Origin of the sequence: Polynucleobacter sp. JS-JIR-II-b4 (genome assembly GCF_018687815.1) — a bacterium.
Taxonomy (GTDB): Bacteria; Pseudomonadota; Gammaproteobacteria; order Burkholderiales; family Burkholderiaceae; genus Polynucleobacter.
The window spans coordinates 1579489-1591918 of record NZ_CP061306.1 but is presented as its reverse complement, the minus strand read 5'-3'; the positions used below and the strand labels follow the sequence as shown (position 1 = coordinate 1591918).

General features: G+C 45.6%; 11 protein-coding genes. 9 read left to right on the top strand and 2 right to left on the bottom strand.

Annotated elements, in window-relative coordinates; translation table 11 throughout:
• Positions 1–3 precede the first annotated feature (3 nt).
• The gene (ccmI, locus tag ICV90_RS08055; RefSeq protein ID WP_215358314.1) at positions 4–1194 is read left to right on the top strand and encodes a c-type cytochrome biogenesis protein CcmI; all 1191 of its coding nucleotides are present in this window, start codon (positions 4–6) and stop codon (positions 1192–1194) included.
• 4 nt (positions 1195–1198) lie between these two features.
• Here the strand turns inward: ccmI and ICV90_RS08050 are convergent, their stop codons facing one another.
• Positions 1199–1960 carry an SDR family oxidoreductase gene (locus tag ICV90_RS08050; protein ID WP_215360436.1) on the bottom strand — a complete coding sequence of 254 codons (762 nt, stop codon included), beginning with the start codon at positions 1958–1960 and terminating at the stop codon, positions 1199–1201.
• Positions 1961–2075: 115 nt separating this feature from the next.
• Between ICV90_RS08050 and ICV90_RS08045 the strand changes: the two genes are divergently transcribed.
• Genes ICV90_RS08045 through ICV90_RS08035 form a run of 3 tightly spaced genes read left to right on the top strand, consistent with a single transcriptional unit; the run spans position 2076 to position 5144 of the window.
• Complete coding sequence (locus tag ICV90_RS08045; protein ID WP_215358312.1) at positions 2076–3377, top strand: TAXI family TRAP transporter solute-binding subunit; 1302 nt, start codon at positions 2076–2078, stop codon at positions 3375–3377.
• 13 nt (positions 3378–3390) lie between these two features.
• Positions 3391–4356: a tripartite tricarboxylate transporter substrate binding protein gene (locus ICV90_RS08040; RefSeq protein ID WP_215358310.1), complete on the top strand. Its 966-nt coding sequence runs from the start codon at positions 3391–3393 to the stop codon at positions 4354–4356.
• Between the two features lie 32 nt (positions 4357–4388).
• Positions 4389–5144, top strand: coding sequence for a 2OG-Fe dioxygenase family protein (locus tag ICV90_RS08035; protein WP_215358308.1), 756 nt, complete (start codon positions 4389–4391; stop codon positions 5142–5144).
• 11 nt (positions 5145–5155) lie between these two features.
• Here ICV90_RS08035 and ICV90_RS08030 read toward each other — a convergent pair whose 3' ends face one another.
• A complete protein-coding gene (locus tag ICV90_RS08030) occupies positions 5156–6139 on the bottom strand; it encodes a tripartite tricarboxylate transporter substrate binding protein (protein ID WP_215358306.1) in 984 nt (327 codons plus the stop codon).
• Positions 6140–6224: 85 nt separating this feature from the next.
• Here ICV90_RS08030 and ICV90_RS08025 point away from each other — a divergent pair, with 85 nt between their 5' ends.
• The 5 genes from ICV90_RS08025 to ccoO all read left to right on the top strand — a co-directional run bounded on the left by ICV90_RS08025 (position 6225) and on the right by ccoO (position 12395).
• Positions 6225–7460, top strand: coding sequence for an MFS transporter (locus ICV90_RS08025; RefSeq protein WP_215358298.1), 1236 nt, complete (start codon positions 6225–6227; stop codon positions 7458–7460).
• Positions 7457–9937: a heavy metal translocating P-type ATPase gene (locus ICV90_RS08020; RefSeq protein WP_251367711.1), complete on the top strand. Its 2481-nt coding sequence runs from the start codon at positions 7457–7459 to the stop codon at positions 9935–9937. The genes ICV90_RS08025 and ICV90_RS08020 overlap by 4 nt, the downstream gene beginning before the upstream one ends.
• A 9-nt stretch (positions 9938–9946) precedes the next feature.
• Positions 9947–10102, top strand: a complete 156-nt coding sequence (ccoS, locus tag ICV90_RS08015; protein ID WP_215358296.1) for a cbb3-type cytochrome oxidase assembly protein CcoS — start codon at positions 9947–9949, stop codon at positions 10100–10102.
• Between the two features lie 190 nt (positions 10103–10292).
• Positions 10293–11732 carry a cytochrome-c oxidase, cbb3-type subunit I gene (gene ccoN / locus ICV90_RS08010; RefSeq protein WP_215320654.1) on the top strand — a complete coding sequence of 480 codons (1440 nt, stop codon included), beginning with the start codon at positions 10293–10295 and terminating at the stop codon, positions 11730–11732.
• 12 nt (positions 11733–11744) lie between these two features.
• A complete protein-coding gene (ccoO, locus tag ICV90_RS08005; RefSeq protein WP_215320652.1) occupies positions 11745–12395 on the top strand; it encodes a cytochrome-c oxidase, cbb3-type subunit II in 651 nt (216 codons plus the stop codon).
• Positions 12396–12430: the final 35 nt, after the last annotated feature.

Genomic DNA, 12430 nt, shown 5'->3' with positions numbered 1-12430 from the left:
TAAGTGACTAGCTTTTTGATCCCCGCCTTTTTGCTTCTGGTTCTGGTATTGGTGCTATTGCTGCGCCCATTCATCTTTCCCGCGAAGAGCTCGTCGACATCGCGTCGTCAGATGAATGCCACCATCTACCGTGAAGAGTTGGATAAATTAGAGCTTGAATATAAAGCTGGTGCAATTACTTCAACTGATTATGAAATTGCGCATGCTGAAATGCGTCAGAGACTCTTTCAAGACACTATTGAAGAGGATGACCGAGAGGTTGCGGGCTCTTCAAAGAAGACTGCACTCGGGTTGTGTATCTTTATCGTCTTGCTCTCATCAGCGCTGTATTTCTCCTTGGGGGATGTTGTTCGGGTAGCCCAAAACAATTCTGAAAAACCAGTCACCCAAGAAGGTGTCGAAAAAATGGTGGCTGAATTTGCCATTAAAATGGAAAAAGATCCTGGCAACTTAAAAGGCTGGGCGATGTTAGCTCGTTCCTATCGAATCTTGGGCCGCGATGAGGATGCCGCTAAAGCGTATGCACGTGCCGGTAACTTTATTGATTCTGATCCGCAATTGTTAGCTGACTATGCAGATGTTCTGGCAAGCAATGCAAATGGGAGTTTTGTTGGGAAGCCTTCGCAGTTGATTAATCAGGCATTAAAGCTGGACCCCAATAACATGATGGCACTTTGGCTTTCTGGAACCGCATCTTATAACGCTAAAAATTACAAGGCAGCCGTGCAGTCCTGGGATAAGCTTGCGCAACAACTTCCGCCCAATACGGATGAGGCGCGTGCTATTCAGGGATCTATTGCTGAGGCGCGCTCTAAAGGTGGTCTGACTACTTCAGCGCCGGTTGCTCCAGCCGGAAAAGGCATTAGCGGCAAGATTGAATTGTCTGCTGATCTTAAATCTAAGATTAAGCCTGGCGACATTGTGATGGTAATTGCGCGCAAACCTGGTGAGCGTATGCCTGTTGCTGTCTTGAAGGCGTCTGCAACTGACTTTCCAATGAGCTTTATATTGAATGATTCATTGGCTATGAATCCCAGTGCGCCTCTCTCTCAACTATCTGAGGCGAGTGTCGAGGTGCGCATTTCTAAGACTGGGATGGCGAAACCGGAAGTGGGGGATTTAATCTCTTCAGTGCAGACAATTAAAGTCGGCACAACCAATGTTCGCCTACTAGTCGACCAAGTTCGCCAGTAAGGTTTTAGCCTCTACCCACAAACGGCATATTGGTTGCCATAATGGTCATCGACAGAATATTGCTTTCGAGTGGCAGTTGGGCCATATGCAGTACGGCCTCACCAACATGATCAACATCCATGCGTGGCTCTATCTTGATGGATTGATCTGCCTGCAGGATCCCAGCAGCCATACGTTCAGTCATCTCTGTTGCAGCATTGCCGATATCGATTTGACCGCACGCGATATTAAAAGGGCGCCCATCTAATGCAATGGTTTTGGTTAAGCCGCTGATGGCATGTTTGGTTGCCGTGTAGGGTGCTGACATTGGACGAGGTGCATGCGCAGAGATTGAACCGTTATTGATAATTCTGCCACCTTGTGGAGATTGCGCTTTCATCATACGAATCGCTTCCTGTGAACACAAGAACGCACCACAGAGGTTGGCATTGACTACATTCATCCACTGCTCATAACTTAAGTCTTCCATTGGGATAGCAGGAGCCCCCATACCGGCATTATTGAAGAGTACGTCAATGCGGCCAAATTGATTGCTAAGTGCCGCAAATAGCTTTTTGACTTCATCGGGCCTGCCGACATCGCAAGCAACCGCTAGACAGTTACTTTGATTGCCGCCAATATCAGCAATAGCCTTTTCTAATTTATCGAGATTGCGTCCAGTAAGGACTACTTGATAGCCTCCCTTGAGGAGCGCTTTGGCAGCCGCCCGCCCAATACCAGTTCCTGCACCGGTGACTAGGGCTACCTTGGTTTTTGCTGAATTCATCATGTTCTTTAGGGCTGCTTAAAAGCATCATCTTATCGTGATTTATTGGGCCTGTTTTGAAACCTTTGCCTATTGCTTTGCTCGGGGCATAATGCAAAAAACACAAGAGATTTCCATGAATTTCATCAAAAAACAAATTTATAACCCCCTGGCTCTAACAGCAGCCTTTTTTGTCCTACTAACTATCCTTTTTGGCGTTCTGTGGGTTTTAGTCCCGCCGCCACCAAAGTCAATCGAGATGGCTACTGGATTTCCTACTGGGCTGTATTACCAGTTTGGCGAACGCCTGAAATTGGAAATAGCTAAGGAGGGTGTTGATCTCAATGTGCGATCCACCGGCGGAACTTTAGATAACTTAGCTCTTTTGAATGACCCTAATTCTGGGGTTGATTTTGCAATGGTGCAGGGTGGTGTTGCTAATGTTGCCGAATATCCAAATTTGGTTTCGATAGCCGGAATGTTTTACGAGCCTATTTGGGTTTGGTATCGTGAAAGCGCATTTAAAAATGATGGGGGCCAACTCAAGATTTTAAGTCAGCTAAAAGGTAAGCGCGTCTCCATCGGTAATGATGGGAGCGGAACTTTAGCGCTTACTCAGAGTTTGTTGCAGACTAGTGGTATTACAGACAAGGAAATTGGCGCGCAGAAATTAAAGCCCGATGAAGCTATTCTTAAGTTAAATAATGGCGAATTGGATGCAGTATTTATAGTGGCAGCTGCAGAGGCGCCCGTTCTGAAAAAGTTTTACTCTATTCCAGGTATTCGCTTGATGGATTTTGACCAAGCGGATGCGTACACCCGAAATCTTACTTATTTATCCAAAGTGACCGTACCCAGAGGTTTATTGAGTATTGAGCACGATCAACCTCGTCAGGACATCCAGGTGATGGCTGCTACTGCCACCTTGGTAGCTCATGACAATGTAAGTCCGGCAATGGTTTCACTCTTATTGAGCGCTTCTTACGATATTCTGAAATCCTATTCGCGGTTGCAAAAAGTGGGGGAGTTCCCCTCTAGTTCTGGACTGGATTTCCCATTGCATGCGGATGCGGAGATTTATCTAAAGGATGGCCCTTCATTCTTACATCGTCACTTGCCGTTTTGGACTGCGGTATGGGCAGGACGTTTTGTCAAAATTGTTATTCCATTACTAGTAATTTTGATTCCATTATTTACCTATATTCCAACTACCAAAAATTTCTTATTGCGATTGAAGTTGGCGCAGGTGTATGAAGAGCTCAAGGTGATTGAGAAGAATGCCCAAAATCCAGCATTAAAAGAAAAGAACTTTAAAGATCTTGTGGATATCGAGAGGCGCGTTGGAAATATCAAGGTATCCATGTTGGATGCGAAAGAACTATACGACCTCAAAGGACATGTGGGTGAAGTACGTCACCGCCTGAATTTGGTTAATTAAAAGGGGTCTGGAAATGAGCAGGCTAATTCAACATCTATTTTTTGCTTTAGGCTTGCTTGCCTCTATTGGAGTTCAGGCGCAGACCTACCCAAGCAAGCCTATATCCATGGTGGTGCCTCAGGCGGCAGGCGGCACTAACGACATTGTGGCGCGTTTAATTGCACCATCATTTGGTGAAGCTATTGGCGCATCGATTGTTGTTGAAAATAGACCAGGTGCTGGCGGTAATATTGGTACCCAAAGTGTTGCACGCTCACCTAAGGACGGCTATACCTTACTGCTCACCATCAATAGTGCGCAAGCCATCAATCCTTCTTTATATAAAAATCCTGGTTTTGATCCTGTAAATGATTTTGTGCCCTTGTATTACATTGGAGCAACGCCTTATGTATTAGTCTCTCCACCGGGGTCTCCTTATAAAACGTTGGCGGATGTTGTGGCTGCGGCTAAGAAGAGGCCTGGAGAGTTGTCATATGCCTCGGCTGGTAATGGCACGATTAGTCACTTATTGGGTGCCATGCTCAATGCGAGCGCTGGCATTGACATGCAACATATTCCTTACAAAGGAGTAGCCCCAGCAATTAATGATGTATTAGGTGGACAAGTACCACTGGCATTTGCGAGCTTACCCTCTGCACTCAATTACATTAAAGCAGGGAAGCTTCAGGCGATCGCGATTAGTTCTGCAAAGCGTTCTAGCGCTGCGCCTGAAATTCCAACGATTGCAGAAACTTATCCTGATTGTGTTGGTGAGGTATGGGTAGCCATCTATGCACCTGTTGGCGTTAGTGCGGATGTAATCAAGAAGGTACAGGCAGCGATGGAGAAGACCCTATCTAAATCAGAAGTGCGTGAGAAGCTATCTGCACAAGGCTTGGATCTTGCACCCGTTCCAACTAATAAGTTGAGCGCTTTACTAAAGGATGAGTTGGCTAAGTGGGCAAAAATTGTGAGGGCATCTGGAGCGCAGTTGGATTAACGCTTTTTTGCTGCTTGACCTAAAATAGACCCATGACAATTATTGGCGTTGCGCCTACACTGACCCCCTTAAAGCAGATCGATCAAGCTTTGCGTGATGACGGCTTTGCAGTGGTGTCCGCTGAGACGGTTGCTGAGTTTAGCAATGTAGATCTATCCAAGTTTCAAGATCTCACGAAGTATTGGGAAAACTTGCCCCGCGACCCTTATTTAAAAGATGGTGGGCGCTATCGCTTTCGTCGACATGCCAGCTATGAGATTAAAGGCGATAAACTCACAATGGTTCCACATCGTGCGCACTGGCAATCGCTGGATTACAACGCGTTACATGGTGGAATTGAGCGCTGGTTTGAGCCCATCCAAGGTGAGTTGTTAAGTAATCCTGCTTGGCAATCTGTCTTGCTCGGGCTTGCACATCTCTTGAATAGCCTAAAGCCTGTGAATACTTGGTTTGTTGAAGCCCATCAATTTCGAATTGATACCACTGATGGTATCGGACGTCCAACACCTGAAGGCGCTCATCGCGATGGCGTTGATTTTGTAGCAGTCTTCTTGTTAGATCGAGAAGGCATTAAGGGTGGCGAGACCAGAATATTTGATACCTCTGGCTCTGCAGGATTGCGCTTTACACTCACGCAACCTTGGTCTTTGTTGTTAATGAATGATCAGCGCATGATTCATGAATCAACCCCAATTCAGCCATTAGGAAAATATGGGTATCGAGATACCTTAGTTCTCACTTACCGCTCTAATGGTTTTCAAGACTCTCCAAATCGAAGTCAGCAATAAGGCTACTGGATTTACTCTGGCTCCATGCCAGCTTCTTTAATCGCTTTGGCCCACTTAGCAGTTTCTAGTTTGATTTTTTGACCAAGGGCTTCAGGCGTTCCTGGCTGAGTTTCAAAACCATTTGCTGAAAGTCGCTCAACTAGATCTTTTGATTTGGCTGCACTGTTGATGGCTTGATTGAGTTTGAGGATGGCATCTTTCGGCATGCCCGCTGGACCAAATGCCGCAAAGAAGGCGATAAGTTCATAGCCTCTGATACCCAATGCTTCATTTACTGTAGGTAGCTCTGGAATAGCCGGCGAGCGCTTCAGGGAGGTGACAGCTAAGCCACGGATTTTGCCTGCTTGTACCTGAGGTAATGAAACTCCAAAGTCGGATGTGAACATATTCACCTGACCGCCAATTAAATCAGTCATAGCATTGGGGCCGCTCTTGTATGAGACCCCAATCATTTTGATATCAGCAAAGCTTGCCAGCATTTCTGATGAAACGCGCTGTGATGTACTTGCATAAGCAAAAGTCATTTTTCCTGGATTGGCTTTGGCTAGAGAAACAAACCCATTGAGTGATTTAGCAGGCACATCATTATTGATGGCAATAATGAGTGGAGCAGATCCAAAAAATCCAATGGGAGTAAAGGCGGTGTCTTGGTTATAGGGTAAATTTTTAACCAAGCTCTTAAGGGCAGCATTAGTGCTATTGGTTCCGAACAGAATCGTATAGCCGTCTGCGGGGGCCTTGGCTACAAAATCTGCGCCAATTAGGCCATTTGCGCCAGGGCGATTTTCAACAACTACGGGCTGGCCTAATGACTCAGACATTTTTGCCGCAAATGCACGTCCAATTTGATCGGTTGTGCTGCCGGGTGCAAAAGGAACAATTGCTTTAATGGGTTTGGAGGGGTAGCTATCCGCTGATGCCAGGTTACTTGCGAAGCCGATAATCAGGGCGGCCCCGATCTGCAATAAATGAACTATCAAAGATTTGCTATTCATACTGTCTCCGTCTTGTTTTCAGTAGTGTAGCGGGTCTAATTCGTTCTGGGCGAGTAGAATGAGTTCACGTTTCTACTGACTAACTATGCGCTTTCGTTCAGCTGGCTATACCCCTCTTATGCTTCTGGCACAAACCTGTGCTTTATTGGGTTTTGCTTGCTATGCCGTCGTGTTAACGACTTTGCAAGAAGAGTGGCATCTCAGTAATTTGCAGTCAGGCCTGATTGCGAGTGCTTTTTTCTTTGGTTACATGCTTGCCGTTCCATTAGCTACGGCTTTAACGGATCGGGTAGACGCGCGTAAGGTGTATTTAATAGGCGGTCTCACAGCAAGCTGTGGTCTTTTGGGTATGAGTCTGTTGGCTTATAACTTTTGGACGGCCCTACTTTTTATGGCTTTGAATGGTGCTGGTCTTGCTGGTTCTTATATGCCCGGCCTCAAGATTTTGTCAGACCGCATCCAATCGGGAGAGCTAACTAGACATATTGCGTTCTATACCGCCTTCTTTGGTATCGGTACTGGATTTTCGTATTTATGTTCTGGTTGGATTTTGAATGCGCTTGGTTGGCATTATGTATTTGGTTTAATTGCCTTGGGCCCATTTAGCGCATTTCTGATTGTCTTGTTGCTAATTCCAGCGCTTCAGCATGAAAAATGGCAAGGGCCAATCAATATTCGTCTGCACGATATCTTTCCGGTGGATAAATGGAAGTTGGTTTTACAAGACAAAAATGCATCAGGCTTTATTTTTGGATATACCGCTCATACTTTGGAACTCTTTGCCTCAAGAAGCTGGATTGTTGCCTTCTTTGCTTTTTGTGCAGTTGCTTCTGGCGAAGATTTTTTCCTAACGGCTACGACTTTAGCTGGAGTGATTAATTTCTTTGGCGTGCCATCTTCCATATTGGGTAATGAAATTGCTTTGAGAGTAGGGCGTCAGAAATGGGTATGCATTGTGATGCTGACTAGTGCGGTATTAGGGATTGCATTCGCTTGCTCAACTGGCCAGTCGTGGTGGTTGATTGTTGCTCTGGCTATTGGGCATGCCATATTCATCATGGCAGATTCCTCAACGCTCACTGCGGGCTTGGTAATTAGTGCGCAAGAAAATATCAAGGGCGCTGCAATGGGTCTGCACTCATTGATGGGGTTTGGTGGCGGCCTATTGGGGCCTGCCATTTTTGGTTTCGTCTTGGATATTTCTGGTTCTCGTACTTCACAAGTTGCCTGGGTATGGGCATACGTTGCCGTAGTCATGTGGGGCGTTCTGTTTGTGATTTACGAACGTCGTAGGGGCTGGGGTAGCTCAGTGCGCGCATGAGTAATCGGATAAATGAGCAGATAAATGAGCAGGTAAATGAGCAGATGAACAAAAAGAATGCTTTAGTTTGCTATCACTGTTCAAGCCAGATTCTCCCAGGGGAATTAACTGAGGCGGAACTGGGTGGTGAGACACGTCCATTCTGTTGTCCGGGTTGCATGGCAATTGCGCAAACAATTCATGGAGAAGGCCTAGAGGTTTTTTATGCCAGGCGTTCTCAGTCGGGTGATAAGCCGGCAGCCTATCTTGCAAGTGATGAGATTCCGGAGAAGCTTAAGCCTTATGATGATCCTTCATTGCGAGGCCGTTTTACCCGTCCATCTGGAGGGGAGGGTGATCTTGAAACCACTTTGCGCTTAGAAAAAATTCGATGTGCAGCTTGTGTTTGGCTGTGTGAGCAACATTTACGTCGTAATGCAGGTGTTAAGGATGTGCAAATCAATTACGTTACTCAAAAAGTAATGGTGCGTTTTTCTTCAGATAAAACGAGCTTAGCAAGATTACTTTTTGAAATTGAGCGCATTGGTTATGAGGCTTGGCCATTTGAACCCTCCCAATCATTAGATCGCGCTAAAAAGGAAAGGCGCCACCTTCTTTTGCGACTAGGTGTAGCAATGCTGGGCATGATGCAGGTCATGATGTATGCCTGGCCTACGTATGTCGGCGCCGACATTACTCCGGAATTTGAGATTCTTTTAGGTTGGACTAGCTGGTTATTGACTGTTCCTGTGATGGTCTACTCAGCAGGTCCAATATTCCAGTCGGCTTGGCGAAGTGTGCAGTCTTTTAAGCAAACGCATATGTTGGGAATGGATGTTCCTATTGCATTAGCTTTAGCTTTGGCATTTATTGCGGGCACCATTAATTTAATTGCCGGTGTCGGACATACTTATTTTGATTCCATCACCATGTTTGTGGCATTTATCTTGGCGGCCAGATATGTGGAGCTTTTAGCAAGACAAGATGCGCAAGGTGGAGCAGAGGCTTTAGCTAAACAACTGCCTGCAACATGTGAGCGGGCATTGAACTATCCAGCATCACAAGAAATTGAAGTGGTTCCCGTAGTTAATTGCAATCCTGGAGAGGTATTACGAGTTTCTCCAGGGGAAGTGGTGCCTGCTGACGGTGTCCTGATTGAAAATGTGAGTGCTTTAGACGAGTCTTTGCTCACGGGCGAATCTAAGCCGGTTGAGAAAAAGATTGGTGACCGTGTGTACGCTGGTACTCACAACATACTGAATCCATTGTTCATGCGAATTGAGGCAGTGGGGCAATCAACCCGTATCGCTGGAATTGCTTCCTTATTAGATCAAGCATTACTTGCTAAACCAGTCATGGTGAGTCTGGCTGAAAAGTGGACTGCTTATTTTGTTGCCTTTTTACTATTCGGTGCGTTTGCTTCGTCCGCTATTTGGCTGTACTTTGACCCTAGTCGTGCGTGGACAGTTTTAGTTTCTGTTCTAGTTGCTAGCTGCCCTTGTGCTTTATCACTAGCAGTTCCAACTGCTATGGCAGCAGCGCAAGGTGCGGTAACTAAATTAGGTTTACTGATTGTGCGTGGTCATGTGATGGAAGGTTTAGTAAAAGCAACTGACTTAGTGTTAGATAAGACCGGCACACTAACGATGGGTCAGCCAGAGTTGCAAGAGGTTATTAATTTGCGTGCGGGCTATCGACGTGAAAATGCCTTGGCCTTAGCTGCGGTATTGGAGGCAGGGCAAAGACATCCGTTGGCACTTTCTTTGATGCGTGCCGCTACTGCTGAAAATTTATCTTTACCTACATTGAGTGAGCCAGTGATTAATCAACTGGGAAAAGGTTTAAGTTCAGGCGAGTATCGCTTAGGAAGTGCATTGTGGCTGGGGGTAGAGCAGAGTGCGCAATTAGGGCAATACGGTCAGGTGCATTTAGCGGATGCACAAGGATTAATAGCTAGCTTTGTATTTTTGGACACGCCTAGAGCAGGATTAGAGCAATTCCTAAAAGTAGTGAAGTCTAGAAAGATTGCAGTGCATTTAGTTTCTGGTGATGATCGCGCTACGGTTGCGTGGTGGGCACATCATGTTGGTATTAAGCAATATCGAGGCGGTTGTACGCCTGAAGATAAGTATGACTACATCGAAAGGTTGCAAAAAGAAGGTCGTTTTGTATGGGCTATTGGCGATGGTGTGAACGATGCGCCTTTGCTTGCTCGTGCTGATATTTCTATTGCAGTTGGCGCTGGTGCACCTTTGGCTGCAGCTGGAGCTGATGCAATTCTGACGGCTAGTTCTCTAGAGCCTTTAGCAAAAACTTTGTTGCTAGCTGATAAAACTCACGCAATCATCAAAGAAAACTTATGGTGGGCCTTGGCTTACAACTTGCTGGCTATTCCTGCTGCAATGATGGGCTTAGTAAATCCCTGGGTTGCTGGGATCGGGATGTCGCTTTCCTCGTTAGCCGTGACTTTAAATGCCTGGCGCTTACGAAAGGCTTAGACTATAGGAATGGAAAGTCTATTTCTTCTCATTCCCATTTCTCTGGTTTTAATTGGCCTTTTGGTCTGGATTTTGAACTGGTCCATAAAAAGTGGTCAATTTGACGATTTAGACGGTCCCGGTGAGGCGATTTTGATGGATGATGACGCTCCAAAATCCAAATAAGTTAGTAAACACTCTCAATAATAGTTATATATTTAAATAGCTAAAGCAATCTAGGGTTTCCCTTAGATGTGCAGGGTGAATTTGCCTCACCCTTTTTGATATAGATCAAATCCCCCTTGGGACTCTACTTTGATAATCAATCCAGTCTATTTGGATTATGTCGCTGTTTGGTCACAAAAAAGGAGAAACCATGGGACTTACCGTGGGGAGTAATCAAGATACCTTCAATTACAAGGTTGTCAGCCAATTTGCCATCGTTACTGTGCTTTGGGGAATTGTTGGCATGCTCGTGGGGGTTATCCTCGCAGCCCAGTTGATCTGGCCTGAAATCACTTTTAATATTCCTTGGTTGAGTTATGGTCGCTTGCGTCCTTTGCACACCAATGCAGTGATTTTTGCTTTTGGTGGGTCAGCCTTATTCGCAACATCCTATTACATCGTTCAGCGTACATGTCAGGCGCGTTTGTTTTGTGACAAGCTAGCAGCCTTTACCTTCTGGGGCTGGCAGGCAGTTATTGTGCTGGCTGCAGTGACATTGCCATTGGGCATATCAACCTCAAAAGAATACGCTGAGCTTGAGTGGCCGATTGATATTTTGATCACTGTAGTTTGGGTAGCCTATGCAGTTGTTTTCTTTGGCACCATCATGAAGCGCAAAACGAAACATATTTATGTTTCGAACTGGTTCTTCGGCGCATACATTCTGACTATTGCCATTCTGCATATCTTTAATAACTTAGAGATGCCTGCAACATTATGGAAGTCCTACTCTGCATATGCTGGGGTTCAAGATGCAATGGTTCAGTGGTGGTATGGCCACAATGCAGTAGGCTTCTTCTTGACCACTAGCTTCTTGGGCATGATGTATTACTTCATTCCAAAGCAGGCTGAGCGTCCAATCTATTCATATCGTTTGTCGATTGTTCACTTCTGGGCCTTGAACTTTACGTATATGTGGGCAGGCCCTCACCACTTACAACACACTTCTTTGCCTGACTGGACTCAGTCGCTCGGTACTGTGTTCTCTTTAATTTTGCTAGCCCCATCTTGGGGTGGCATGATCAACGGCATCATGACATTGTCTGGCGCTTGGTATAAATTGCGTCGTGATCCGATCTTGAAATTCTTGGTAGTGGCATTGTCCTTCTACGGTATGTCTACCTTTGAAGGCTCCATGATGTCTATCAAGACAGTGAATAGCTTGTCTCACTACACAGACTGGACTATTGGGCACGTTCACTCTGGTGCTTTGGGTTGGGTAGCCATGATTACCATTGGCTCTCTCTACTATCTGATCCCGCGCTTGGTTGGTCAAAAAGAAATGTACAACACCAAGTGGATTGAGTTGCATTTCTGGATCGCCACTATTGGTGTTGTTCTCTATATCGCTGCAATGTGGATTGCCGGCGTTATGCAAGGTTTGATGTGGAGAGCGTTTGAACCAGACGGCACTTTGACATATAGCTTTGTCGAGTCTGTTAAAGCGACTTTCCCTTTCTATGTTATTCGTTTGATGGGCGGCTTGTGCTACCTAAGCGGCATGTTCTTGATGGCGTACAACGTCTTCAAAACAGTGCAGGGTAAAACTTTTGTAAATGCGCCTATTCCAATGGCCGTTGCTGAACACTAAAAGGAGAAGAAAATGTCTAGCGAAAATAAATTCTTTTCCCACGGAACGCTTGAGAAAAACGTTGGTTGGTTAATTATTGCAACGATCGTGGTTGTATCGATTGCAGGGTTGGTGCAAATTGTTCCACTCTTTTTCCAGCACACTACTACTGAGCCTAGTCCTGGTGTTGTTCCATACACAGCTTTGCGTTTAGCTGGTCGCGATATCTATCAGCGTGAAGGTTGTGTCGGTTGCCATTCACAGCAGATACGGACATTGCGTTCTGAAGTAGAGCGCTACGGCCCCTATTCATTGGCTGGCGAGTCTGTATATGACCATCCATTCCTATGGGGTAGTAAGCGTACAGGCCCAGATTTGGCACGTGTAGGTGGGCGCTATTCAGATGCATGGCATCAAATTCACTTGAATAACCCACGCGACGTAGTGCCAGAGTCCAATATGCCTGCTTATCCTTGGCTCGGAAAAAATGCAGCTGATGCAAGCTCTATTCAGTCACATATGGTTGCTATGCGGCGTTTAGGCGTTCCATACACTGATGAAATGATTGCAAATGCACCTGCAGAGTTAGAGGGTAAGACGGAGTTAGATGCATTAGTTGCTTACCTGCAAGGCTTAGGTATTACGCGTCGCTATATTACTGTCGAAGAAGTTGTAGCGAAGTAATTAACAAGGTTATTAATTAAAAATACTTAAATCAA

Excerpts from the sequence above, each read along its gene's own strand:
- ICV90_RS08050 (WP_215360436.1), bottom strand. The coding sequence starts at position 1,960 with ATGAATTCAGCAAAAACCAAGGTAGCCCTAGTCACCGGTGCAGGAACT.
- ICV90_RS08045 (WP_215358312.1), top strand. The coding sequence starts at position 2,076 with ATGAATTTCATCAAAAAACAAATTTATAACCCCCTGGCTCTAACAGCA.
- ICV90_RS08040 (WP_215358310.1), top strand. The coding sequence starts at position 3,391 with ATGAGCAGGCTAATTCAACATCTATTTTTTGCTTTAGGCTTGCTTGCC.
- ICV90_RS08035 (WP_215358308.1), top strand. The coding sequence starts at position 4,389 with ATGACAATTATTGGCGTTGCGCCTACACTGACCCCCTTAAAGCAGATC.
- ICV90_RS08030 (WP_215358306.1), bottom strand. The coding sequence starts at position 6,139 with ATGAATAGCAAATCTTTGATAGTTCATTTATTGCAGATCGGGGCCGCC.
- ICV90_RS08025 (WP_215358298.1), top strand. The coding sequence starts at position 6,225 with ATGCGCTTTCGTTCAGCTGGCTATACCCCTCTTATGCTTCTGGCACAA.
- ICV90_RS08020 (WP_251367711.1), top strand. The coding sequence starts at position 7,457 with ATGAGTAATCGGATAAATGAGCAGATAAATGAGCAGGTAAATGAGCAG.
- ccoS (WP_215358296.1), top strand. The coding sequence starts at position 9,947 with ATGGAAAGTCTATTTCTTCTCATTCCCATTTCTCTGGTTTTAATTGGC.
- ccoN (WP_215320654.1), top strand. The coding sequence starts at position 10,293 with ATGGGACTTACCGTGGGGAGTAATCAAGATACCTTCAATTACAAGGTT.
- ccoO (WP_215320652.1), top strand. The coding sequence starts at position 11,745 with ATGTCTAGCGAAAATAAATTCTTTTCCCACGGAACGCTTGAGAAAAAC.